Annotated in this window: 17 protein-coding genes, 2 tRNA genes and 2 pseudogenes; 8 read left to right on the top strand and 13 right to left on the bottom strand. The window is 70.4% G+C overall.

Going from position 1 to position 22,769, the window contains the following annotated elements:
* Positions 1-13: 13 nt before the first annotated feature.
* The 7 genes from ACWCP8_RS30640 to ACWCP8_RS30610 all read right to left on the bottom strand — a co-directional run bounded on the left by ACWCP8_RS30640 (position 14) and on the right by ACWCP8_RS30610 (position 7,892).
* Complete coding sequence (locus tag ACWCP8_RS30640) at positions 14-3,376, bottom strand: hypothetical protein (protein ID WP_451119404.1); 3,363 nt, start codon at positions 3,374-3,376, stop codon at positions 14-16.
* A 109-nt stretch (positions 3,377-3,485) separates the two neighbouring features.
* Positions 3,486-4,886 (bottom strand): SDR family oxidoreductase, encoded by a 1,401-nt coding sequence (locus tag ACWCP8_RS30635; RefSeq protein WP_352269243.1) that lies wholly within the window; start codon positions 4,884-4,886, stop codon positions 3,486-3,488.
* Between the two features lie 14 nt (positions 4,887-4,900).
* A tRNA-Ala gene (locus ACWCP8_RS30630) sits at positions 4,901-4,974 on the bottom strand.
* 15 nt (positions 4,975-4,989) lie between these two features.
* A tRNA-Gly gene (locus tag ACWCP8_RS30625) sits at positions 4,990-5,062 on the bottom strand.
* Between the two features lie 14 nt (positions 5,063-5,076).
* Positions 5,077-6,696 (bottom strand): GMC family oxidoreductase, encoded by a 1,620-nt coding sequence (locus tag ACWCP8_RS30620; protein WP_352269244.1) that lies wholly within the window; start codon positions 6,694-6,696, stop codon positions 5,077-5,079.
* A 67-nt stretch (positions 6,697-6,763) separates the two neighbouring features.
* On the bottom strand, positions 6,764-7,018 hold the full coding sequence (locus ACWCP8_RS30615) for a WhiB family transcriptional regulator (RefSeq protein ID WP_093779462.1): 255 nt from the start codon (positions 7,016-7,018) through the stop codon (positions 6,764-6,766).
* A 73-nt stretch (positions 7,019-7,091) separates the two neighbouring features.
* The gene (locus ACWCP8_RS30610) at positions 7,092-7,892 is read right to left on the bottom strand and encodes a VOC family protein (protein WP_352269245.1); all 801 of its coding nucleotides are present in this window, start codon (positions 7,890-7,892) and stop codon (positions 7,092-7,094) included.
* 280 nt (positions 7,893-8,172) lie between these two features.
* Here ACWCP8_RS30610 and ACWCP8_RS30605 point away from each other — a divergent pair, with 280 nt between their 5' ends.
* Positions 8,173-8,784, top strand: coding sequence for a hypothetical protein (locus tag ACWCP8_RS30605; RefSeq protein ID WP_451119401.1), 612 nt, complete (start codon positions 8,173-8,175; stop codon positions 8,782-8,784).
* A 60-nt stretch (positions 8,785-8,844) separates the two neighbouring features.
* Here the strand turns inward: ACWCP8_RS30605 and ACWCP8_RS30600 are convergent, their stop codons facing one another.
* Both ACWCP8_RS30600 and ACWCP8_RS30595 read right to left on the bottom strand, forming a co-directional pair.
* Positions 8,845-9,648, bottom strand: coding sequence for a S1 RNA-binding domain-containing protein (locus ACWCP8_RS30600; RefSeq protein ID WP_451119399.1), 804 nt, complete (start codon positions 9,646-9,648; stop codon positions 8,845-8,847).
* 128 nt (positions 9,649-9,776) lie between these two features.
* The gene (locus ACWCP8_RS30595) at positions 9,777-10,334 is read right to left on the bottom strand and encodes a hypothetical protein (protein ID WP_451119397.1); all 558 of its coding nucleotides are present in this window, start codon (positions 10,332-10,334) and stop codon (positions 9,777-9,779) included.
* Between the two features lie 401 nt (positions 10,335-10,735).
* On the opposite strand from ACWCP8_RS30595, the gene ACWCP8_RS30590 reads away from it, so the two are divergent.
* Positions 10,736-12,928: a DEAD/DEAH box helicase gene (locus ACWCP8_RS30590; protein ID WP_451119395.1), complete on the top strand. Its 2,193-nt coding sequence runs from the start codon at positions 10,736-10,738 to the stop codon at positions 12,926-12,928.
* A 97-nt stretch (positions 12,929-13,025) separates the two neighbouring features.
* Positions 13,026-13,232 (top strand): annotated as a pseudogene (locus tag ACWCP8_RS30585) (hypothetical protein); the annotation flags it as partial.
* Between the two features lie 15 nt (positions 13,233-13,247).
* Here the strand turns inward: ACWCP8_RS30585 and ACWCP8_RS30580 are convergent.
* Together ACWCP8_RS30580 and ligD are read right to left on the bottom strand one after the other, a co-directional pair.
* A complete protein-coding gene (locus ACWCP8_RS30580) occupies positions 13,248-14,327 on the bottom strand; it encodes an ABC transporter permease (protein ID WP_352269252.1) in 1,080 nt (359 codons plus the stop codon).
* Positions 14,324-15,334, bottom strand: coding sequence for a non-homologous end-joining DNA ligase (ligD, locus tag ACWCP8_RS30575; RefSeq protein WP_451119448.1), 1,011 nt, complete (start codon positions 15,332-15,334; stop codon positions 14,324-14,326). The genes ACWCP8_RS30580 and ligD overlap by 4 nt, the downstream gene beginning before the upstream one ends.
* Positions 15,335-15,430: 96 nt before the next feature.
* Here ligD and ACWCP8_RS30570 point away from each other — a divergent pair, with 96 nt between their 5' ends.
* A complete protein-coding gene (locus ACWCP8_RS30570) occupies positions 15,431-16,492 on the top strand; it encodes an ATP-dependent DNA ligase (RefSeq protein WP_352269254.1) in 1,062 nt (353 codons plus the stop codon).
* A gap of 197 nt (positions 16,493-16,689) precedes the next feature.
* On the opposite strand, the gene ACWCP8_RS30565 is transcribed toward ACWCP8_RS30570, so the two are convergent.
* Together ACWCP8_RS30565 and ACWCP8_RS30560 are read right to left on the bottom strand one after the other, a co-directional pair.
* Positions 16,690-17,715, bottom strand: coding sequence for an MASE1 domain-containing protein (locus ACWCP8_RS30565; protein ID WP_451119392.1), 1,026 nt, complete (start codon positions 17,713-17,715; stop codon positions 16,690-16,692).
* Between the two features lie 92 nt (positions 17,716-17,807).
* The gene (locus ACWCP8_RS30560; RefSeq protein WP_451119390.1) at positions 17,808-18,638 is read right to left on the bottom strand and encodes a PP2C family protein-serine/threonine phosphatase; all 831 of its coding nucleotides are present in this window, start codon (positions 18,636-18,638) and stop codon (positions 17,808-17,810) included.
* Between the two features lie 250 nt (positions 18,639-18,888).
* On the opposite strand from ACWCP8_RS30560, the pseudogene ACWCP8_RS30555 reads away from it, so the two are divergent.
* The 4 genes and pseudogenes from ACWCP8_RS30555 to ACWCP8_RS30540 all read left to right on the top strand — a co-directional run.
* Positions 18,889-19,053, top strand: a pseudogene (locus ACWCP8_RS30555) (helix-turn-helix domain-containing protein); the annotation flags it as partial.
* Positions 19,054-19,277: 224 nt separating this feature from the next.
* Entirely contained in the window at positions 19,278-19,541 is a 264-nt protein-coding gene (locus tag ACWCP8_RS30550) for a hypothetical protein (protein ID WP_352269256.1), read from the top strand.
* A 181-nt stretch (positions 19,542-19,722) separates the two neighbouring features.
* Positions 19,723-20,562, top strand: a complete 840-nt coding sequence (locus ACWCP8_RS30545) for a hypothetical protein (RefSeq protein WP_451119387.1) — start codon at positions 19,723-19,725, stop codon at positions 20,560-20,562.
* A 55-nt stretch (positions 20,563-20,617) separates the two neighbouring features.
* On the top strand, positions 20,618-22,705 hold the full coding sequence (locus tag ACWCP8_RS30540; protein ID WP_451119385.1) for an MDR family MFS transporter: 2,088 nt from the start codon (positions 20,618-20,620) through the stop codon (positions 22,703-22,705).
* Positions 22,706-22,769: the final 64 nt, after the last annotated feature.

Below are 22,769 nucleotides of genomic sequence, written 5' to 3'. Positions count from 1 at the left end.
CCCACGAGCCCGCTCACTCGTGGGCCGTCACCTCTGCGTAGGCGGCGTCGCGCACGTCGGGGACCGGGTGCTGGCGCAGCAGCCTCAGCTGGGTGCGCCAGGGCCCGGTCCACGCGGTGCGGGCGCCGCCTGTCGCGGTGAGCGCAGCGGCGAACAGCCCTTCCGCGGTGTCTCCGGTGGCGCCGAGCCGGGCAGCGACAGTGAGCAGGGTGTCGGTGTCTCCGATGCCGTTCCGGTGTACGTACGTGATCCGGGTGGCGAGCGTCTGCGCGGTACGGGAAGCGAGCACGGGCCGCCCCTCGTGCAGACGGGCCAGCCGGACCAGCGCCGAGTGCAGCGGGTCGGGACCGGCGTCCAGGTCCAGCGCGTGGGCGAGGAGTACGGCAGCCTGCGGTACGAAACCGCGGTGCGCCGCGAGGATATCGGCGGCGGCGGTACGTTCCGCCCGGAACGCTTCGGGGTGCGTCACGGCCCGTGCGGTCAACAGGTTCACGAGGTGATCGATCCGCTGCCGGGCGGGCCGGTCCCGTTCGGACCCCGCCTCGTCGGCGGTGTCGGTGGTGGCCAGTGTCCGTAGCGCCCGGTTCAGTTCACCGGCCGCCTCCGGCGCCGCGGAGGCCGCGCCGGTCAGCGCAGCGGCGGCGGACTGCCAGCCACGACGGCGGTCCAGGTCGGTGAGGGCGTCGACAAGCACCGCGCAGGCCCCGGGCGCCCACGGCACCCAGCGGGCCAGCGCCTGGTGGGCGAGCGCGGCCAGGTCCTCGTCGTCGGTGGCGCACACCTGCTGCACCAGGCGCGCGTAACGCGGCCGGTACGCCTCGGGCAGCTCGGCCGGACCCACCCGCAGCACGGCGGTCCGCAGTGCCCGGCCGCCGGTCGCCGCGTCCGCCATCACTTCCCACATCCGCTCGTCACCGAGCAGTTCCGTACCGAAGGCCACGCACGCAGCGCGGACATCCGGATGCTGGCCCGGCAGTGCGTACGCCTCGGCGAGCACGCCCGCCGCCTCACCGGCCGGCAGCCGGGTCGCGGCGAGTCGCACGGCCTCCTTGCGGCTGGTGACCTTGCCGGTACCGGGCGCCACCCGCTCGCGCAGCAGCGGACCGAGCCGTGACGGTCGGACGTGGCGCGAGACGCGGCTCGCCGCGTACACCGCGACCCGGGCCCGGTCGTCTCCGGTATGTGCGAGCAGTTCGGGCAACACGTCGGCGGGCCGGTCGGTCCGGGCGAGCGCGGCGAGTGCCGCCTCGGCAAGCACCACGTCGGACGAACCGGTCCAGCGGCTCAGCGCCTCCGCCCCCGACTCCGGAACCGCGGCCAGCTGTCCGATCGCCGCCGCCCGTGCGTGCAGCGGCAACTTCTCGTCCTGCGCCGACTGCTCCAGCGCACGGGCGGCGGCCCGCATCTGACGTGGCACCCAGCGGCGCACCTCTCGCCCGACCGGCACGGTCCACGGCGTGCCATGGGTGAGGAACCGTCCGTACGGCGGGGTGTCGCCGAGGAATCGGTCGAGCAGATCGGTGCGCCGCCGGGTGAGGACGGAGAGTACGGCGGGGAGCACGGCGGCCGACGGCTCGCGGGCGAGGATCCGTTCGACGCGGACGTCCCGGTCGGCGCGCGGCTGCAGCCAGAGGTCGACGGCGGCCTGCGAGGTGGAGCCGGTCCCGAAGCGCACGGCCTGCCACAGCAGTTCCTGCAGGTCCTCCATGGCGGCCGCGCGGCGGCCCACCGCCCGGGTGAGGGCGAGGACGAGACCGTAGTCGGATTTCTCGGCGCCCGCCTCCAGCCAGGGGCGCAGCGCCTCGAAGACCGTGTGCTCCTGGCCGCGCCGCAGGGTGCGGTCGAGCCGGCCGAGGTCGGCGCCGCCGGTGTTCCCGGAGAGCCTGGTCAGGGTACGCAACGCCCAGCTGACCAGGGCACGTTGCCCGGTGACCGTGTGCGTGCGCAGCACGGTGACAGCGAGGGAGCTCAGCGTTTCGCGGGTGTACGGGGAGGAGTCGCGGGCCTCGACGACGTCGGCGGCCAACCGGTCCAGCTGCGGTTCCACATCGTCGGTGAGGAGTGCCGGCGGGACGGCGAGGAGCGCGCGCAGCGCGGCGGACCTGACGGGATCCTGTTCGTTGCGCAGCCTCGCCATGTCGTCCAGGACAACGGCGACGGCGGCCGGGTCGCCGGAGCGTCCGGCGTTGCGGATCAGCAGTGGCCAGGCTTCGGCACGGTCGTCCGCGGCAGACCGCCGGGTGGCGGCGAGCAGCTTCTCCCGCACCTCACCGACGGGCAGATACGACTCCGCCAGCAGCACGGTGAACCACGGGGCGCCGCGGTCCCGGGCCCGGTCCGCCATCCGCCGCGCCTGGTCCACGACGGAGGTACGGGGCAGCACATCGAGCAGCGTGGCGTCGACGGTCACCCGCGAGCCGTCGCCCTGACCGTCGGCGACCGCGGTGTGGAAGGCTCCACGACGGCCCGGTGGCAGCGCCTTGATCAGCCGGTTCTGCTCGGAGAACCCGTCCATGGCGCGGCCCAGTTCGACCAGGAGTTCCTCCGGCACCGTGTCGGCCAGGCGGCGGAGCACGGTGCGGGTGAGTGCGCCACTGCGACGGATCGCGAAGCCGTGGTGGCCGAGCAGCAGCCGTACGACGCGTGCGGGTTCGGCGGCGACCAGGATGCCGAGCCGGCGGCGCAGAGGCGCGGGCAGTTGTGACGGACCGTACCGTTCGAGCAGGTCGAGGACCCGCTCCGGACGGTGCGTGACGGCCGAGGCGATCCCTCGGTCGTGCCCGTACCACTGCCACCATCCGTCACGCGATGCCTCCGGCTTGGCGGCCAGTTCGCGTTCCGCGGCGTCGAGGAGCGGGCCGGGGTGGCGGCGGCCCAACGCGGACCAGCAGGACACCGCGTGGAAGAGCTCCGGCAGCAGTCGGGTCACGGTCTCGGCGGAGCAGCCCGGCAGCAGACGGGCCGCCTCGGCGTCGCCCCAGGTGGCGCGCACCCCGTCGATCAGCCGGTCGGCGAGCGCGGTGCGGTGCCCGTCCACGACGGCACGCAGCAGTCTGCGGCGTCCGGCTTCGGGGGCATCGTCGAGCGCCGCTTCGTACGCCGTGTCCGGTACGTCAAGGCTGTGCGCGACCCGCAGGGCGTGGCCCTGCACGAAGGTGTCCTCGTCGGCGAGGTGCGCGGTGATCCAGTCGCTGTCCCGGCCGACGGCCGCGGCGATGACGGCGAGGCCCCGCTCGTACGGTCCACGCCGCTCCAGCTCCGCCAGGACCGGGCGCAGCTCGCCGTCGGCGGCCAGCCTGCGTGCCCGCGCGGCGAGTTCCCGCATGCGCTGCGGATACGGGAGCGGATCGAGGGCGTCCAGGAGAGCTTTCACCATGGGGCGATTGTTCCTTCCGGGAACGAAGTGCCACGAGCGTCCCGGTGAACGCTGCGGACGGCGGGGACATCGGCATGCACGGCGGGGACTCCGGCGTGCGGCAGCGGAGTCACCATGCCGCTTCCCGGTAGTCCTTGAGGAAGACGCCGGAGACGGGCGATCCCGCCTCGCCGCACACGACCGGGTGATAGACGCGGGCGGCGCCGTCCACGATGTCGAGGGGAGTACGGAAGCCTCCTGCGGCGATCCGTTCCTTCTTCGGCACCGGATTCTCGTCGGTGATCCAGCCGGTGTCGACGGCGCACATATGGACGCCCTGGGCGGCGAGTTCGGCGCCGCTGGTGCGGGTCAGCATGTTGAGTGCGGCCTTCGCCATGTTGGTGTGCGGGTGCCCACCGGTCTTGTTCCGTACCGCGAACCGGCCTTCCACCGCCGTCACATTGACGATGTAGCGGCGCGGCCGCGGGGAGGCCAGCAGGAGGGGGAGCAGCCGGTCGCAGAGGAACGCGGGGGCCAGGGCGTTGACGAGCTGGGTCTCCAGGATTTCGACGGGGTCGAGTTCACCGATCCGCGCGGACCAGGAGTTCACGGGCGCGGTGTCGGGGAGCAGGCCCGCCTCGTCGACGGCGGGCAGCGGACCCGCGTCGTCGGTGCGGGGCAGCAGTCCGGTCTCCCCCGCGTCGGACAGCACAAGCGCCAGTGCGCTCGACGCGGAGGGGCGTTCGAGGGCGGTCATGGGTGCATAACCGGGGGCACGGAGCACACCGGCGGGCAGTGTTCCGTGCTCCCCCGCCGCCAGCGAGGCATACGACCGTGGTGGACGACGCACGGTCTGGGCGGCGTTGTTGATCAGGATGTCGAGCGTCTCACCCGTTTCCCGCAATTGCTCGCACAGGCCGAGGACCTGGCGCGGGTCGCGGAGGTCGACGGCGGCGACGGTGAGCCGGTCGAGCCATTTCGGGCTGTCCTCGACGGCCCGGAAGCGGCGCAGGGTGTCGTGCGGGAAGCGCGTGGTGACGACGAGTTCGGCGCCGTCCCTCAGCATCATCAGCGCCAGGTGGAAGCCGATCTTGACCCGGCCTCCGGTGAGGAGGGCGCGGCGTCCCGACAGATCCGTGGAGAGCGCGCGACGGGACCGGTTCTCCGTCGCGCAGTCCGGGCAGAGCAGATGGTAGAAGGCGTCGACCTGCCGGTACCGGATCTTGCAGATGTAGCAACGACGGGCCCGCGCCAGCGTTCCCGCCGGACGGACGGGTACCGCGCCGGAATCCAGCGGGGCGTCCTCGCGCCGGTCGGCCGCACCGGTCGCCGTCGCCGAGGTGACGGCTGCGTCGGCCATGATCTGCTGCTCGCCGCGTATCCTGCGGCGCCCCAGCCGGCCGTCGCGGGTGAACGAGGCGGCGACCTGTTCGGCGCGGAGCCGGGCGGGGTCGTCGGCGGGCAGCGCCCGGAGCCGGCCGACGAGCCGGTCGAAGGCCGCCAGCTCCGCGTCCGTGATGCCACTGTCCATCGATCCGCCCCTCGTGGTCCCCGGCCGGAATCGAACCGGCGTCTTTCCGCATGCAGTGCGGACGCGACTGCCTCTGCGCTACGGGGCCCCAAGAGGACGACCTGCCGGAACGGCCGGATTCGAACCGGCGTATCCGCCTCGGCGAGGCGGCGCGCCTGCCTCTGCGCTACGTCCGGGCATTGGGGAGATCCTAACCAGCTGTCACCCTTGCGTCCTCACGAATTATTTCGGCCGCCCGCTCGGCGATGGCCACCGTGGGCGCATGGGTGTGGCCGCGGGTGATGCGTGGCATCACCGAGGCGTCGACCACCCGCAGCCCTGCCACGCCACGCACCCGAAGCCGGGGGTCGGTCACCGACTCCGCGTCCTCGCCCATCCTGCAGGTGCCGACCGGATGGTAGAGCGTCTCGGCTCCGGTACGGATCGCCTCGGCGAGATGCGCGTCGTCGACCGGGCCGGGGTACGGGCCCATCGGACCCGATGTGTGCGCGGCCAGGGGCGCGGCGGCGAACAGGGACTCGGCGCGGCGGACTCCGGCGATCATGCGCTGCAGGTCCGACTCGGCGGTCAGATAGCCGGGGTCGATGCGGACACCTGGGGCGCCGTCGGCGTTCTCGCCGGTGTCCGGGTCCAGGGTGATACGGCCGGCGCTCTCGGGCTGGAGCAGAACCACGCCGATGGTGATGCCGTGTTCGGTCGGGGCGGTCAGGCCGTGGTTGATGAACGGAGCCGGGGCAAATATCAGCTCCAGGTCGGGGGCGGCGAGTTCCGGGGTGGAGCGGATGAACGCCACCGCTTCGGCGAGGTTCGAGGTGAGCGGCCCACGACGCGCCAGCAGGAAGCGGCCGACATTGGCGAGACTGTCGGCTCCGGTCATGGTCACCGGCTGCGGGCAGTGCACGGTCACGGCGAAGGACAGATGGTCCTGGAGGTGACGGCCCACGTCCGGGGATGCGGCCCGCACCTCGATGCCGGACTCACGCAGCTGGTCCGGGTCGCCGATGCCTGAGCGAAGGAGCAGCTGCGGTGATCCGATGGCTCCGGCACTGAGGATGACCTCGCGGCGTGCGGTGAGCGTGGCCGCGCCGTGGCCGCGCTCGGTGACGACGCCGGTCACGCGAGTGGAGTCGTCGGCGTCGAAGGCCAGGCTGCGGATGCGGGTTCCGGTGAGGATGTCGAGGTTGGCGCGGCGGCCGGCCGGCTTGAGGTAGCCGTCGGCGGCGCTCCAGCGGCGGCCCCGGCGGACGCTGACCGGGGTGAGGGCACTGCCACTGTGGTCGGGGGCGTTCAGCTCGGGCAGGAACGGCAGGCCTTCCAGCGAGCAGGCGTCGAGGAAGGCGGCCGTCAGCGGGCTGGGGGCGCGTGGCGGCGAGATGAAGAGGGGGCCCTCGGTGCCGTACACCGTGCCGTCGCCGGCCGGGCCGGTCCACCGCTCCGCTCGGCGGAAATACCGTACGAGCGCATCGTGGGACCAGTCCGCACCGGCGGACCCGGCCCAGGCGTCGTAGTCGTCGCGGTGCCCGCGCACCCACATCATGGCGTTGATCGACGAGCATCCGCCGAGGGTGTGGCCTCGGGGCCAGTACAGCTCCCGGCCGCCGAGGGCCGGTTGCTTCACCGTACTGAAGTCCCAGTCGTACGCGGTCTTGAAGAGCTTCGGGAAGGCGGCCGGAATCCGGATCTCCGGCTTTCGGTCACGCCCGCCCGACTCGACGAGCGCGACCCGGACGGTGGGGTCCTCGGAGAGTCGCGCGGCCAGCACACAGCCGGCCGAACCCGCCCCGACGACGATGTAGTCGTACTCGCTCAACTCGGCTCCCCCTGGACTGTGGACTCAGGAATGCGCAGGGCCGAATTGTGGCATGTACAGGGGAAGTTCAGGCCTGCTTGCGCTCAACTCTGCGCAGCCGTTCCCGCTCCTTCTCCGAGAGGCCGCCCCAGACGCCGAACCGCTCGTCGTTGTCGAGGGCGTACTCCAGGCAGGCTTCCCGGCCCTCGCAGGCGTTGCACAACTGCTTGGCCTCACGTGTGGAGCTGCCGGGGGCAGGGAAGAAGAATTCGGGTCCCGCTTGCGCGCACAGCGCTGTCTCCTGCCAGGCGAGTGCGGGGTCGGTCACGGTGTTGATCAGCATGGCGGACACAGTGCCCGGTCGCGATAAACGACTGATCAACGACGCATCAATGCGGAGCTCGCACGGCCTCCGGTCAGCTCCCCGGCGTCTCGGCGCTCTTGATCACCGCGAAGTGTGCCCCGTACGGATCGGCGACATTGGCCAGCGTGCCCACCCCTTGCATGTCCATGGGTTCCAGCGTCAGCTTGCCGCCCAGCCGCTCGACGTCCGCGACCGCGGCGTCACAGTCGTCGACTTCGAAGTACGGCAGCCAGTGCGGTCCCAGAACTGCCTGGGTCGGAACCGTGTTGAGGGGTACGACCCCGCCGAATCCGGCCTCTTCGCCGCCGCCTTCGGTGCGGATCACAGTGTAGGACCCGCCGCCGCCGGGGAACGGCGTCCGGGCAGTGTCCCACCCGAAGACAGCGCGGTAGAACGCGGCGGCCGCGGGCACGTCCGGGGTGTAAAGCTCGGCCCAGCAGAGCGTGCGCGCAACGCCCACCGCGCCGAGGCCCGGGACCTTCTTCGGCTGCCAGGTCCCGAAGTACGCCCCGCCCCGGTCGGTGAAGCCGCCCATCCGGCCGAAGTCGAGGATGTCCATCGGTGGGAAGGGCACCACGCCGCCGGCCTGCTCGACGGACTTCGAGGTGGCATCGACGTCCGGCGTCTGGAAGTAGACCGACCAGGACGACTTCGCCTGCTCCGGCGGGACGGTCATCGCGCCCGCGACCGACTTCCCGTCCAGCTCGAACATCCCGTATCCGCCGGTCTCGGGACCGCCGGGCATGAAATCCCAGCCGAAGAGGCCTCGGTAGAAGGTGGTGGCCCCATCGAGGTCGGGCGTGCCGAGATCGAGCCAGTTGGGGGATCCGGTGACAAAATCGGTGGTGAGCATCGCGCGGCTCCTTCAGCGAGTCCCGTACCTGTACTGCAGCGGTATCTCCTGACCTTCCGAGTCTTGCACCGGGCACTGACAACCGCGGTCCGCGCAACGCCGGAATCCATTGCGCCGGAGCACGGCCCTCATGGATGATCGGCTCATGACGACCAGAAAGGCCCATGCCTCGTAGGCGGCCCCTGTTCCGCCCCTCGGCCCACGCGCCGCCGGTCCCTGCTCTCCACCGCAGCAGATCGGTTCACATTCCGCGTTCTTGCATTCCTGCCGAGGAGCACCCATGGAGTCCCTTCCCCTGACCCCGTACGACCAGCAGCATGTGCAGGTCTTCGACGCGCTGGGCCGGTCGTCCTGGACGTTCCGGATGGGTGACGCCATCGCGCATCTGATCGCCGACGAGGCGGGCGATCTATGGGTGGGCTATTTCGATGAGGGCGTGTACGGCAAGGATTCCCTCAGCCATCCAGGACTGCGCCGCTGGAGCAGCACCGGCGAACCACTCTGGTCGTTCAGCCCCGGCCCCGGGCTGATCGACATGTCGGACTGCACGGCGCTGAACGTCGACGGCGGGACTGCCTGGGCCTGCCCGTTCATGCACTACCCGCTGATCGAGGTCCGCGGCGACGGGACCGTACATGTGCGCCCCACATCGGTGAGCGGCGTACGCGGTCTCGCGGTGAACGACGAGCGGGTCGTCTTCCTGACCGGCAACAGCACGCTGGAACACGGCCGGATCACCGGGACGGCTGTCGAGCCGACGCAGCCGACGACGTCGCTGGTCCGGCCGGACGGCAAGGTGCCGGGCCCGAGCGCGGTGGTCTGCCGAGGCTCCCGCATCCATCTGCGGGAGCGTGGGGGCACGGACTGGTCGGTGGTCGACCTCGGCGCGTAGTTCCGCCGCCGTCCGCCGTCCGCCCCCGCCCCCGCCCCCGCCCCCGCCCCCGCCCCGAGATCAGAGGCGAGTCTGCCGGTGCGACAGGGCCATGCGGTGGCGCTCGCGGTCCACCTCGGTGATCTTCACGACGAGCTCGTCCCCGACCGTCACGACGTCCTCGGGTCTCGCCACCGTTCCTTCGGCCAACTCGGAGTTGTGGACCAGCCCTTCGAACCCGTCCTCTTCGCCTCCGATGCGGACGAACGCACCGAAGGGAACCAGTTTCGTGACGCGCCCCGAGACGATCTCACCGACGCGCGACACGAACGACAGCAGCGGGTCCTCCAGCAGCGCCTTCCGGGAGAGGGAGATCCGCTCCCGGGCCAGATCCACATCGAGGACCTCTACGGTGACCTCCTGGCCGACTTCGACGACATCGGTGTACTGCGCGAAGGACTGCCAGGACAGTTCGGCGGCATTGATCATGCCCTCCGTCCCGCCGATGTCGACGAACACCCCGTAGGGGGCGATCGAGGTGACGGTGCCGGTACGGATCTCGCCGCGGGTCACCTTGTGGAGGGCGGACCAGCGGATGTCGCTCGGCGTCGGATCTGTTCTCCACCGGGCCCGGAGCACACCGTCCTGGTCCGGCAACACGGCGGTGAACAGCGGCTCTTGCTCGCGCTCGTCGACGAGAAAGGACATGGCCCCCACTGCACGGGCGCCGGCCAGCATCGTTCTCAGTTCGGCCGCGGACGCCTCATGGGCGATGAAGCTGCTGATTCGTCCGGCCGCGTCCGCCATGACGAACTCGACGCCGTACTCGTCGGGAAGCGCGCCGAGCACGGCATCGACGTCGGGGGACAGGAAGTCCGGCCACACATTCAGCCACGCGCGAGGAGCGAGTCCGGACCGGACGTCTTCGATACCGGCGCGCGTGACGCGGTGCCAGCGGGTGGCATTCCCGACATAGCCTTCTTCGAGGAGCAGCGTCCCGCCCCTGGGTACGGTCAGGTACAGGAGCTGCCAGACGGCCGCTGCTCCACGGACTGGTGCTCGAAGTCCGGGATGTAGGGGGACGCTTCTATGCGCTCCGGGAACAGTCCCCGTGCGCGGGTACGAGCCACGGCCCCGTCGCAGGGCTCGCTGCTGGACACGTAGACGTACTGGTCGTACCCGACGTGTACGGCAAATACGCCCTCCGCCTCCAGTCGGCACCAGGCTCCGTTGTCGCGGAGCATGGCCCGGACGAGTTCCAGTCCGACCGCGACGGGTACCTCCGCTCCGTCGTGGTAACCGGTGAGGCCGCGCGGGAAAAGCCCGGCCAGGCCGTGCCCGGCGACCGGCGCCTCCAGGCCGAAGTTGACGTAACCGGCGATCTCCGGTTCCCGGATCGTCAGGTGGTGGATTCCGGTGTCCTCGGCAAACGCGGCCACCGACTCCAGATAGGCGGACTCGACCGGCCCGTGGTCACTGACCGAGTCCTCGGCGCCGGTGTACCTGCCGTACGGGTCGCGGTCGGCGGGGTCGTACTTGGTCATCCGGTAGCAGAACGGGTAGGGGCTCACGGCGGGAGCGTACGACGCGCCCCCCGCCGACCGCACCGCAGTTCCCCGCCTCACATCGCACCGCCGCCGTGCCCGAGGCAGTGCATCCGCGCCCGCACTACGGGCGCCGGCGGTCGGTGCTGGACAACGCAGGTCATGTGCGGTTCGGTCCGGCGGTGGGGCGACGTCCGCGCTGATCACGCAGGCGCGCACCGAGTGGTTCCTGACCCGGGCGCGGACCCGTGCGCGGCTTTTGGAGGTCCTGCTGCTTTTCCCGGCCGAACGCCGCCCGCCCGCACCCTGACCGTCCACCGTCGCTGCCTTGCCCGGCCGTTCCTGTCATCGGCCCGTGGCACGATATGTCTCACTCGGGCAGGTGTCGGGCAAGACGGCAGCGGGGCTGCGCGGACAGAGGAACATACATGACAGAGGCCGGGGAGACGGATACCGGGGCTCCGACGGGGAAGGCCGCCCGGCAGTTGCTCGCGCGCGCCGAGCAGCTGCTCGGCGCGGCGCGTGCGGTGCTGTCCGATCACGCCCGCGCCGTCGAGGCCATACACGCCGAACTCACCCCGATCCTCGACTCCCTGATCCACCGCGAGCTGGCAGCCATCCCGGTCTCCCGGCTCAAGGACGTCACCGAGGGCCGGTTGCGCATCGGTGCGGTCGAGCAGGCCGGTTACGCCACCGTCGGCCAGGTCCACGAGGCCAACCGGTACGAGCTCCGTCAGATTCCCGGTGTCGGTGCGCAGACCGCCGACCAGGTGCTGGCCGCCGCCGGGCAGATCGCCCACGCGGTCCGGGACACGGTCGCAGTCCGGATCGATGTGGAAGCGCCGGACGAGTCCACCACCGCCCTGATCACGGCCCTGCACCGGATGGTCGAGGCCGGACCGGACGTCCGGCGCGCGGTGGACGCGGCCCGACGGCTCGTCGGCCGGCTGGAGCCGCTGCTGGCGGAGGCCTGGCCGGCCCGTGGGCGGCTGCGCATGCTGTTCTCCGGCCGGCAGGCCCGCGCGACGGCGCTCGCCGCGGTCGCGTCCGTACGGACCGTCGTCGCGGACGCGGCGGAGCGCGGCCTTCCGCTGCTGTTCGGGCAGGTGTCGGTCGATCTGCTGCGGGCCCCGGAGTCGGACGTCGCGGCCTGGGTCGACTTCGAGCTGCGGTCCGCCGAGTACTACAGCCTGCTCGCCGAGGTGTCGGGCACCGGCCCCGACCGGCACGCCGCCGAGGGGTTCCTCCCCTCCGGGATCGCGGACCGGGTGCGCGGGGTGCGGCTCGACGACGCGCACCTGCGGGTCTCGCTGCGCGGCTACCAGTCGTTCGGCGCCCGTTTCGCGCTCGCGCAGAAGCGGGTGATTCTCGGCGACGAGATGGGGCTCGGCAAGACCGTGCAGGCCATTGCCGCGCTCGCGCATCTCTCGGCGCGGGGCGAGACGCACTTCCTGGTGGTGTGTCCGGCGAGCGTGCTGATCAACTGGGCGCGCGAGGTCCGGGCCCGCTCCACGCTGCGGGTCCTGCCGGTGCACGGCCCCGAGCGGCAGGAGGCGTTCGCCGAGTGGCACGAGCGCGGCGGGGTCGCCCTCACCACGTTCGACGCTCTGCACACCCTGCCGGCCGCCCGGGACGGCGGGAAGCGGCCCGGCATGCTGGTCGTCGACGAGGCCCACTACGTCAAGAATCCGGCCACCCGCCGCTCGCGCGCGGTGTCCGGCTGGGCAGGACACACCGACCGGGTGCTCTTCCTGACCGGTACGCCGATGGAGAACCGCGTCGAGGAGTTCCGCAGCCTGGTCCGCCATCTCCAGCCCGAACTGGCCCCGTCCATCAGCACCACCCATGGTGTCGCGGGTTCGCACGCCTTCCGCAGAGCCGTCGCGCCCGCCTATCTGCGCCGCAACCAGGAGGACGTGCTGACCGAACTCCCGGCACTGGTGCAGGTCGACGAGTGGGAGGAGTTCAGCGAGGCCGATCTCACCGTCTACCGCGAGGCGGTCGCCGCCGGGCAGTTCATGCGGATGCGCCGGGCGGCGTACGCCCGCCCCGAGACCTCGGCGAAGCTGAACCGGCTGCGCGAGCTGGTCACGGAGGCCGCCGGCAACGGGCTCAAGGTCGTCGTGTTCTCGTACTTCCGCGAGGTGCTCGCCACGGTTCGGGAGGCCCTGGGCGAGGGCATGTTCGGACCGGTCTCCGGGAACCTCCCGGCCGCCCGGCGGCAGGAGCTGATCGACGAGTTCAGTGCGGTGGACGGCCATGCCGTCCTGCTGAGCCAGATCCAGGCAGGGGGCGTCGGACTGAACATGCAGGCCGCGTCGGTGGTCATCCTCTGCGAGCCGCAGATCAAGCCGACGATGGAGCACCAGGCCGTGGCCCGCGCCCACCGGATGGGGCAGATACGCACGGTCCAGGTGCACCGACTGCTCGCCACGGACAGTGTCGACCAGCGGATGCTGGACATCCTGGCCCGCAAGGAGCGGCTGTTCGACGCGTACGCACGGCGCAGCGATGTCGCCGAGACGACACCGGACGCCGTGGACGTGTCGGAGAGAAGCCTGGCCCGGCGCATCGTCGAGGAGGAACAGCTGCGCCTCGCGACGGGCACGACCGGAGGCTGACCCTCAGGACTTCTCAGCCTTCGGCGGGTCGGTCTTCATGTCGTGCATGTCGTGCGGGTCGTAGCCCGGGACCGTGCCGTCCGCCTTGGCGACCAGCAGGGTGGTGGACCAGCATTATTTGGTCTACCGCAACGGTGTCCTGCTGAACGAGTTCGACAACACCGGCGGTCAGGTCATCGAGCCGCCGCGGGGCGACGCCCCAGGCACCGACGGCCGCAGGTTCTCCTCCGGCCACATCGGACTCCAGGTCCTCAGCACCACGGATGTGGTCTCGTACCGCGACATCCGGATCAAGGAGCTGTAACCGCTCAGGGAGATGTCAGGTGGCCGCGGCCGCATGCTGAGGCATGTGGTCGCGGTCTTGCGGGTGCCGGTGGCGCCACACCAGGAACACGGTGCAGGAGACCAGCAACCATCCGGCGAGCACCAGGTACGGGAAGACCCGCTGGTGACCCTGGTAGTAGACGGCGGCGTGCTGGGCGTTGACCGAGGCGCCCGGAGGGAGCCAGCGACCGATGAAGCCGAGAACCGACGGCAGCAGCGGCCAGGACACCGCACCGCCTGAGGACGGGTTGCCGAGCAGCACCATCAGGCCCCAGGTGGGGATCATCGCCCAGCGGCCCATCAGGGCGTTGAACATGGTGAAGACCATGCCCGTGGTGAACATGGTGAGGGCGAGGATCATCCACGACTGGAGGAACGGCAGCCTGACGGAGCCGAGCAGCCAGTCCACCACGGCGGCGATCGCGAACCCGCCGAGCAGGGCGTAGGCGACGGTGAACCCGATCCGGTCCAGGGGGCGCAGCGCCTTGGCGTGCACACTCAGCTGGATGGCGCCGATGAATCCGATGATCACCGCGGCCAGCGAGATGTAGAAGAGGGCGAGGCCCCGCGGGTCGCCCCGCTGCAGGGGCTTCACATCGGTGACCTTCACCGGCACATGGGCCGCTTCCCCCACCTTCAGGGTGGATTCGGCGAGCAACTGGGCGACCGAGGCTCCGGACGCGCTCGCGACATCCAGGCCGACCCCGCCGTTCTCGGACCGCAGGATGCCGAAGACCTTCTGCTCCTCCAGTGCGGTGCGGGCTTCGGCTTCGGTGGCGTACTCACGGAGCACCAGCGAGGTGTCGAGGGCGCCCTCCAGCCGGTCGAGGAAGACCTTGTCGCGCACGGTGTCGAGGTCGCCGACCACGGCGGCCGGGATGTTGCGCGGGGTCGGGTTGGCCATCGCGTACGTGTAGGAGCCGGCGAAGAGACCGGCCGCGGCCGCGATGATGAACAGGAGTACGACGGCGGGCAGATATGGGGACGCCTTGAACGCCGCCCATCGGTCACCGCGGGCCGGGGGCCGGGCATGTTCCCCGTGCGGTGTGACGGGCTCCAGGTCGGGCGCGCTCATGCATCCCCGTCCTCGTCGTGCCGGGCGCGGCTCGGCTGGACCCGTTTGGGTTCGCCGGGCATCTTCGGGTACTCCGGCGGGTACGGCATGTCGCCGAGCCCGCGTTCCTGCTCGTCACGGTCCGCCAGTTCCAGCAGACCGTCGAGCCGGAAGGCGTGGTCGTCCATGTCCGCGTGCACATCGCCCACCTCCGCGTACCGCTTCGGCATCGTCCTGATGTCGAAGTCGCGCGGCTCGGCGTCGTCGATCTCGTCCCAGCGCAGAGGTGCGGAGACCGGGGCGTGCGGGTGGGGCCGTACGGAGTAGGCGGAGGCGATCGTCCGGTCGCGGGCGGTCTGGTTGAAGTCGACGAAGATGCGTGCGCCGCGCTCCTCCTTCCACCAGGCGGTGGTCACCCGGTCCGGCATCCGGCGTTCCAGTTCGCGTCCGGACGCGATGGCGGCGCGGCGGACTTCGGTGAACGTCCAGCGGGGTTCGATCGGTACGAAGACATGGATGCCGCGGCCGCCGGAGGTCTTGGGCCAGCCGCGCAGCCCGTGGTCGTCGAGGACGGCCCGCAGCTCATGGGCGGTGGTGACCGCGTCGGCGTAGTCCGTGCCGGGCTGCGGGTCGAGGTCGATGCGCAGCTCGTCGGGGTGGTCGGTGTCGGCGCTCCGTACCGGCCAGGCGTGGAAGGTGAGCGTGCCGAGGTTGACCGCCCACAGGACGGCGGCGACTTCGGTGGGACAGATCTCGTCGGCCGGCCGGCCGCTGGGGAAGGCGATCCGGGCGGTGGGGATCCAGTCGGGAAGGTTCTTCGGGGCGCGTTTCTGGTAGAAGAAGTCGCCGTCGACGCCGTCCACGAAGCGCTGGAGGGTGGTCGGTCTGTCTCGCAGGGCGCGGGTGATCCCGGCACCCACGGAGAGAAAGTACTCGGCGACGTCCCTCTTCGTGTAGCCCTTCTCCGGGAAGTACACCTTGTCCGGGCTGGACAGCCGCACCGCCCGCCCGTCCGCATCCAGCTCCACCGCTGTTCCCGCTGCGCCCATGGGGCCACGCTAGGCCGGGCTCACATATGCCGCATATCGGGATCCTGATCGGGCTGTCCGGGTAAGAATCGCTCCATGGATCTGCCGGTGATGCCGCCCGTGAAGCCGATGCTCGCCAAGTCCGTGTCCAAAATCCCGCCCGGGATGCAGTACGAGGCCAAATGGGACGGCTTCCGGGCGATCGTGCACCGCGACGGCGACGAGGTGGTGATCGGCAGCCGCACCGGCAAGCCGCTCACCCGCTACTTTCCTGAACTCGTCACGGCGGTTCGGGAGAATCTGCCGCCGCGCTGTGTGATCGACGGGGAGATCGTCGTCGCGTACGACGGCCGGCTGGACTTCGACCGGCTCAGCGAGCGCATCCATCCGGCCGATTCACGGGTGCGGCTGCTGGCCGAACAGACTCCGGCCAGCCTGGTCGCCTTCGACATCCTCGCGGTGGGCGACGACTCCCTGCTGGGTACCCCGCAGGTGGACCGGCGCGCGGTGCTGGAGGCGGCGCTGTCCGGTGCCTCGGCCCCCGTCCATCTCGCCCCCGCGACCACGGACCCGGCCGTCGCCCAGGAGTGGTTCCAGCGATACGAGGGGGCCGGGCTCGACGGTGTCGTCGCCAAGCCGCTCGATCTGCCGTACCGCCCCGACGCCCGCGTCATGTACAAGATCAAGCATGAGCGGACCGCCGACTGTGTGGTGGCGGGCTACCGCTTCCACAAGAGCGGCCCGATCGTCGGCTCCCTGCTGCTCGGCATGTACGACTCCGGGGGCGTCCTGCAGCACGTCGGGGTGTGCGCCGCCTTCCCGATGAAGCGCCGCGAGGAGCTGGTGGCGGAGCTGGAGCCACTACGGACCGACTCCGCCGACCATCCGTGGGCGGCCTGGGCGGACGCCACCGCGCACGAGAGCGCCCGGCTGCCCGGTGCGCAGAGCCGGTGGTCCGCGAAGAAGGACCAGTCGTGGGTGGCGCTCCGTCCGGAGCGGGTGTGCGAGGTGGCGTACGACCACATGGAGGGCGACCGGTTCCGGCACACTGCCCAGTTCCGCCGGTGGCGGCCGGACCGCACCCCCGGCGGCTGCACGTATGCGCAGTTGGAAGAGGTGGTGGGGTACGACCTGGCCGAGGTGCTGTCAGCCCACTGACGTCGAGCCCGACGGTGTGGCGCAGGGGTCGCCGGGGCTGGGGTCCTCCGACGGCAGGTCCGTGGCACCGGCCGTCCAGTAGCCACTGCCTGGTTGCCATACGGAACGACCCGCTGGTGCCACGCTCCTGGCGGAGGTGGCCCCAGCGGGGCGTGCGGGCGCATCGCGGGACGGAGACCTCCTGCGCGGGACAGCCCTCAGGGCTGACCGTCGCCGGTCCGGCCTCCGGGGTCCTCAGGGTCGTCGGACGTCTGCCACTGATCGGTCACCGGGTGGTCCGGTATGGCCGCCACCATGTCCGTGAGCCGCGCACAGAGCCGCTTGATCTCCCCATGGGTGCGGTTCCGCTCGGTGATGACCGCAGCGAGCAGCAGCGCGGTCAGCGCCGTGGCGCCGTTGAAGGCCTGGAGCGTGACCATGTTGGTGAAAAGATCCTTGTGGGCGAAGGGCCCGGTCCCACTGCCGGCGGCCAGAATCGCCAACGTGGAGACTCCGAGCGCACACGACGCGGCACCGGCACGTTCGAAGCGGAACGCGGCCCAGATCAGGAACGGGAAGACGAGGAAGAGCAGGGAGGCGCTGGTGCCTGCCGTCGCCAGGAGCGCGGCTGCAAGGGTGCCGAGCGACAGGGCCGCTACCTCGGCCCACCGCCGCAATGGCACACCCCGTGGCCACCGCGCCTTGCAAAGGACGAGCAGAAATGGCGCGACGACCAGCACGCCCATAGCATCGCCTGTCCACCACACCGACCAGGTGGGCCAGAAATCGCCTGCGGGCAGCGCACCCGAGAGCACCAGCACACTGCTGCCCGCGGTCGCGCTGATGAGCATCCCGCCCAGGGCACCCAGGAAGACCAGCGCCAGCGCGTCGCGCAGCCGGTCCAGGTCGTTGCGGAAGCCCGCACGCCTCAGCAGCAGGTAGGAACAGACCGGAGCGAGCGTGTTTCCCACCATGATGGCCAGGACGGTGAGAGCTGTTGGTCCGATGGCCACATTCGCAAGAAAGGCGCCGAGCGCGACACCCGGCCAGATCCGCAGTCCGAAGACGAGCAGACCGGCCACGGCGATACCCGTGGGCGGCCAGAGCGGGGTGACCTGCCCGCGCACCAATTGTTCGAGCAGGCCCAGCCGGGCAGCTCCGTAGTAGACGGCGGCGACAGCGAGGACCAGCAGAGTCTCGGCGCCCCTGCGCCGGAGCTCCTGATTGGTCACCACGCCAGTCATCAGACACCACCCGGAAGCGCCCTGCCGGCCAGGACGCGCCGGAAGACATCTCCATCGTCGCAACGCGGAACATGTGGGACGACCGCACACGGTTACCCCGCGGAAGAAGTGCCGGCATAGCGGACGACGAGGACTGCGGCATCGTCGCGGTGCCCCGTCAGGTCGGCCACCTTGATCACGTCACCGGCCAGCCGGTCGGGATCTCCGTCGTAACCACCGCGCACCAGCCGGACCACTTCGTCGAGCCCTTTCTCGAGCGGGCAGGACGGCCCTTCCACGACCCCGTCGGTGACCAGGACCAACGATCCCGGCTCCGTCAGCCGTCGTCGCGTCACCGGATAGGTCTCGCCGGGGAGAATCCCGAGGGGCGGACCCCCGCTGTCGAGAACGATGCCGGACCAGCCGGTGGCGGTGGCCCAGACCATCGGGATATGGCCTGCGCGGGAGATGGCGAGGGCGCCGCTGACCGGGTCGAAGGTGAGGAAGCAACACGTCGCGAAGAGACCGCAGCTCATCGAGATGAGCAGGTCGTTGGTGCGGCCCAATATCTCGCCCGGATCGGTCGTGGCACTGGCGAGGGCCCTCAGGCTGGTGCGGGCCTGCCCCATGAAGGCGATGGCCTCCACGTCGTGCCCCTGCACGTCACCGATCGTGACCCCGACCGAACCGTTCGTCATCGCGAAGGCGTCGTACCAGTCGCCCCCGACATCGAGACCGTCGCGCGAGGGGGTGTAACGGGCTGCGATGGCTATATTGGGCAATTGAGGCAGCTGAGGCGGGAGCAGATGGCGCTGCAGCGCCTCGGCCAGTTCCACGCGGGCCCGCTGGATCCTGATCCGCTCCAGTGCCTGATCGACGAGACGCCCGAGGGTGAGCAGGGCTTCCTGGGCGCTGTCGACGTGGGTGGTGCGGTGGTGGCGCATGGCCCCTCCGGGGGCGTTCTTGCATGATCCGTAATCCACCTTAGTTCTCTTCGTAACGGAGGGCCTGACTACGGCGGACTGCTGGAGGGAGAGATCGGGATCCCGTCGCCGACGCGCTGTTCACCTACGCCGACGAACTCGAAGCGCTGTCCGCGAGGGATATCTGGAGGTCAGGGCGGCTTCCGGTGACCACACGGACACGCTGCGGCGGCGCCTGCCGCAGCGTGCGCCGCCCCGCGCACCGCGAACGGCGCAGAAGGGCGAACTGCTCGACGTACACCCGCAGACGGTCCGCTACCGGATGCGTAATCTGGAGACCATCTTCGGCGAACAACTCGTCGACCCCGAGTCGCGGTTCTCGGCCGAGGTCGTGCTGCGTGCGATGCAGTTGCGCGCGCAGCAGCGACACACCGCGCTGAGCAACACGGTGCGGATTCGGACCCGAGCACGTATCTCACGAGGAGTCAACTTACTTTCGAGTAAGGGGAAATAGCCGGTCACTCCCGAACGGTTGCCAGACGGAGACGTTCTCAACGAGAAAACCGGAACTGCGTCCCGTTACATAAGGAGAAGTCGACCGCTCATCCGGCGGCCGCCCAGCACCACCTCCTGGTCAACCATCCGAGAGGGAAGCCCCCCATGACCGCCTCGCACCTCCTCGTCCCCGTACCGATCCCGGACCGGGTCGCCGTACTGATCGGTTCCTGCATCCCGCCGCACATCGTGCAGGCGGAGTTCGAGGCCGAGTGCGCCGCCCGCGAGGTCCGCAGGTTCCGCGGCCCCCGGCTCGGCATCGAGGACCAGGCCGACCGCGAGCAGGCCCTGTCCGAGCTGGCCCGGGCCAACAAGGTGCTCGCTGCCCACCACCCCGGGCTGCCGGTGCGTCCCGGCAGCTCCTGGTGACTGCAGCGCCAACGACATCGGCAGCACATGATCCACGGGACCACGGACAACATCTGCACCGCATCGGCCGTCCCGACGGCCGCCGGTCGGACCGCGGTGACCAGCGTGAAGCGAACCGGGAGAGAATGTCGGGCAGCAATGCCACCGATCCGCTGTTCGCACACACCCCCTGGGAAATGCCATGCCCGCCGGTCCGCGCCCGTCCGTCCTCTTCGTCACCGATCTTGCCTACGAGGCGCGCGGCCGACGCTACTGCGACGAGGACATCTTTCTGACCTCGCGGCTCCGCGAGGAGTTCGACGTAGCGCTCTGCCATCCGCGGGACGCGGCCGCACTGCTGGACGGCTTCGACGTCGTCGTCGTACGCAACAGCGGTCCGGTGCTGCACTACCAGGAGGCGTACGACGCGTTCTGCGCCCGCGCACGCGAGCGGAACGTGCCGGTCTACAACCCGCTGACCGGCCTCGGTGACATGGCCGGCAAGCAGTATCTGGTCGACCTGAGCGCCGCGAAGTATCCGGTGATCGCGACCGTGGACCGGGCAGCCGATCTGGGGCTGCTGCCCGAGGCCGCGGAGTATGTGATCAAGCCGAAGCTGGGGGCGGACTCGGTCGGGCTGCGGTTCGTCGCACCGGAGCTGCTCGCCGCCGAGGTGGCAGCCGAACCGGTCGGCACCGTGCTCGTCCAGCCGAAGATCGACTTCAGCTACGAGGTGTCCTTCTACTTCATCGACCGGGACTTCCAGTACGCGCTGTACGCACCGCACACCGACAGGCGATGGGTGCTGGAGCCGTACGGGCCGACTGCGGTGGATCTGGAGTTCGCCCGGCGGTTCGTGGAGTGGAACGGTCTCGCACACGGCATTCAGCGGATCGACGCCTGCCGGACGGCCGACGGCGAGCTGCTGCTCGTCGAGCTGGAGGACCTCAATCCGTATCTCTCGCTCGACCGCGTGACGGAGCCGGTGCGGGAGGCGTTCGTCGCCCGGATGAAGACGTCGGTACGCGAGCTGATCCGCTGACCCGTCCGGCCGTCCCCCACATGCGGGGGACGGGGGCCGATGTGAGGGTGCAAGCGTGACCACTGCCAGCGAGACTGCCCCCGCCGCGCAGAGTGCCGTCGCGCCGCCCGTGCTCGACCCGCGTCGCCGGAACATCGTCTTCATCACGATCGTGCTGGGGATTCTGCTGGCCGCCCTGGACCAGACGATCGTGGGCACGGCGCTGCCCACGATCGTCTCGGATCTGGGCGGCGCCGCCCATATGTCCTGGGTGGTCACCGCGTATCTGCTCGCCGAGACGGTGGCGACGGTCCTGGTCGGCAAGTTCGGTGACCTCTTCGGCCGGAAGATCGTCTTCCAGGTCTCGGCGATCATCTTCATCACCGGCTCATTCCTGTGCGGGCTCGCGACCAATATGTCGATGCTGATCATCTGGCGAGGGCTGCAGGGCATCGGCGCGGGCGGGCTGATGGTCACCTCGATGGCGCTGATCGCCGATGTGATCCCGCTGCGTGAACGCGGCAAGTACCAGGGCGCGATCGGTGCGGTCTTCGGGGTTGCCACGGTGGTCGGGCCGTTGCTCGGCGGGCTGTTCACCGACCATCTCTCGTGGCGCTGGGCGTTCTACGTCAATGTGCCGATCGCGATCGTGGTGGTGATAGCCGCCGCCCGGACGATCCCGGCGGTCAAGGCGGCCGGGCGGCCGGTCATCGACTATCTGGGCATCACCTTGGTCACGATCGGTGCGAGCGCCCTGATCCTGGCGACGAGCTGGGGCGGCAATCAGTTCGCCTGGGGGTCGCCCGTCATCATCGGTCTCTTCGCCGGCGGTGCCGTCGCGCTGGCGCTCTTCTGCCTCGTGGAGTTCCGGGCGAAGGAACCGATGCTGCCGATGCGGCTATTCCGGAACCCGGTCTTCACCGTCTGCTCGGTCCTCAGCTTCATCGTGGGCTTCGCGATGCTCGGCGCGATGATCTTCCTGCCCACATATCTGCAGTTCGTGGACGGGAACTCGGCGACGCTGTCGGGCGTGCGGACGCTGCCGCTCGTCATCGGTCTGCTCGCGGCCTCGATCTTCAGCGGCAATGTGGTCAGCAAGACCGGCAGGTACCGGATCTTCCCCATCATCGGTTCGCTGATCATGGCGGCCGGGCTGTATCTGCTGTCCCGGATGGGTCCGGGAAGCGGGGTCTGGCTGGAGTCGCTGTACATGCTGGTGCTCGGTGTCGGCATCGGCCTGGCCATGCAGGTGCTGACGATCGCCGTGCAGAACACGGTCGACTACGCGGACCTGGGCACGGCGACGTCGGGCGTGACGTTCTTCCGTACGCTCGGCAGCTCCTTCGGCACCGCGGTCTTCGGCACGATCTACGCCAACGCGCTGGGGCCGAACCTGACCCAGGGGATCGCGGCTGCGGCTCGGGCGGGCGGCGACCCCGCCCTCGTGGCGAAGGCGGCGCAGAGCCCGAAGGGGCTGCACAGCCTGCCGCCCGGGCAGTCCGCACCGCTGGTCCAGGCATACGCGGACACGCTCCACACCGTGTTCCTCTGGACGGTGCCGGTCGCACTGCTCGGATTCGTCGTGGCCCTCTTCCTGAAAGAGGTGAAACTTCGCGACACCGCACGGGTCGCCTCGACCGACATGGGCGAAGGGTTCGCCTCCCCTAACGACGGGGACTCGGCGAAGCTGCTCGAGTACTCGGTGGCGAAGATCCTGCGGGGTATGGGCCCGGACACGGCCCGTCGGATCGTCGCCGCCTCGGACACCCGGCTCGACATGGCCGGCGCCTGGGCGGTGATGCAGGTCGAGCTGTTCACCCGGATGGTCGGCCATGCGGGCCTCGGTCTGATCGCGACAAGGCACCGGATTCCGCCCGAGGTGCTGGTGCCGGTCTTCGACCGGATGATCGAGGAGGGGTATCTCAACGGGGACGGTCACCTCTTCACGCACACCGAGGCGGGCCGCCGGGAGGCAGCGACGATCTCCCGCGCCTGGGGCGCCTGGCTCAATGAACAAGTGGATCACGACGGCGCCCGCCCCGACGACGAGCAGCTGCGGGCCGCGGTCCATGTCATCGCCAAACGGCTGCTGGCGGAGGACCTGACGCACGAGCTGTCCCCGGCGGACGCGGCCGGTGCGTCACGGGTGCCCGCCCCGGCCTGACACCGACGCCGCCTGCTCGCTCCACCGCCTGCCGGGTCGCGGTGAGCACTTTCGGCGTGATGCC

The organism is Streptomyces sp. NPDC002206 (assembly GCF_053593595.1).
This window is presented reverse-complemented; position numbering and strand designations above follow the sequence as displayed.

Coding starts and splice junctions, on each gene's coding strand:
- ACWCP8_RS30640 (WP_451119404.1), bottom strand. CDS start 3,376: ATGGTGAAAGCTCTCCTGGACGCCCTCGATCCGCTCCCGTATCCGCAG.
- ACWCP8_RS30635 (WP_352269243.1), bottom strand. CDS start 4,886: ATGGACAGTGGCATCACGGACGCGGAGCTGGCGGCCTTCGACCGGCTC.
- ACWCP8_RS30615 (WP_093779462.1), bottom strand. CDS start 7,018: ATGCTGATCAACACCGTGACCGACCCCGCACTCGCCTGGCAGGAGACA.
- ACWCP8_RS30610 (WP_352269245.1), bottom strand. CDS start 7,892: ATGCTCACCACCGATTTTGTCACCGGATCCCCCAACTGGCTCGATCTC.
- ACWCP8_RS30605 (WP_451119401.1), top strand. CDS start 8,173: ATGGAGTCCCTTCCCCTGACCCCGTACGACCAGCAGCATGTGCAGGTC.
- ACWCP8_RS30590 (WP_451119395.1), top strand. CDS start 10,736: ATGACAGAGGCCGGGGAGACGGATACCGGGGCTCCGACGGGGAAGGCC.
- ACWCP8_RS30580 (WP_352269252.1), bottom strand. CDS start 14,327: ATGAGCGCGCCCGACCTGGAGCCCGTCACACCGCACGGGGAACATGCC.
- ACWCP8_RS30570 (WP_352269254.1), top strand. CDS start 15,431: ATGGATCTGCCGGTGATGCCGCCCGTGAAGCCGATGCTCGCCAAGTCC.
- ACWCP8_RS30565 (WP_451119392.1), bottom strand. CDS start 17,715: ATGACTGGCGTGGTGACCAATCAGGAGCTCCGGCGCAGGGGCGCCGAG.
- ACWCP8_RS30560 (WP_451119390.1), bottom strand. CDS start 18,638: ATGCGCCACCACCGCACCACCCACGTCGACAGCGCCCAGGAAGCCCTG.
- ACWCP8_RS30550 (WP_352269256.1), top strand. CDS start 19,278: ATGACCGCCTCGCACCTCCTCGTCCCCGTACCGATCCCGGACCGGGTC.
- ACWCP8_RS30545 (WP_451119387.1), top strand. CDS start 19,723: ATGCCCGCCGGTCCGCGCCCGTCCGTCCTCTTCGTCACCGATCTTGCC.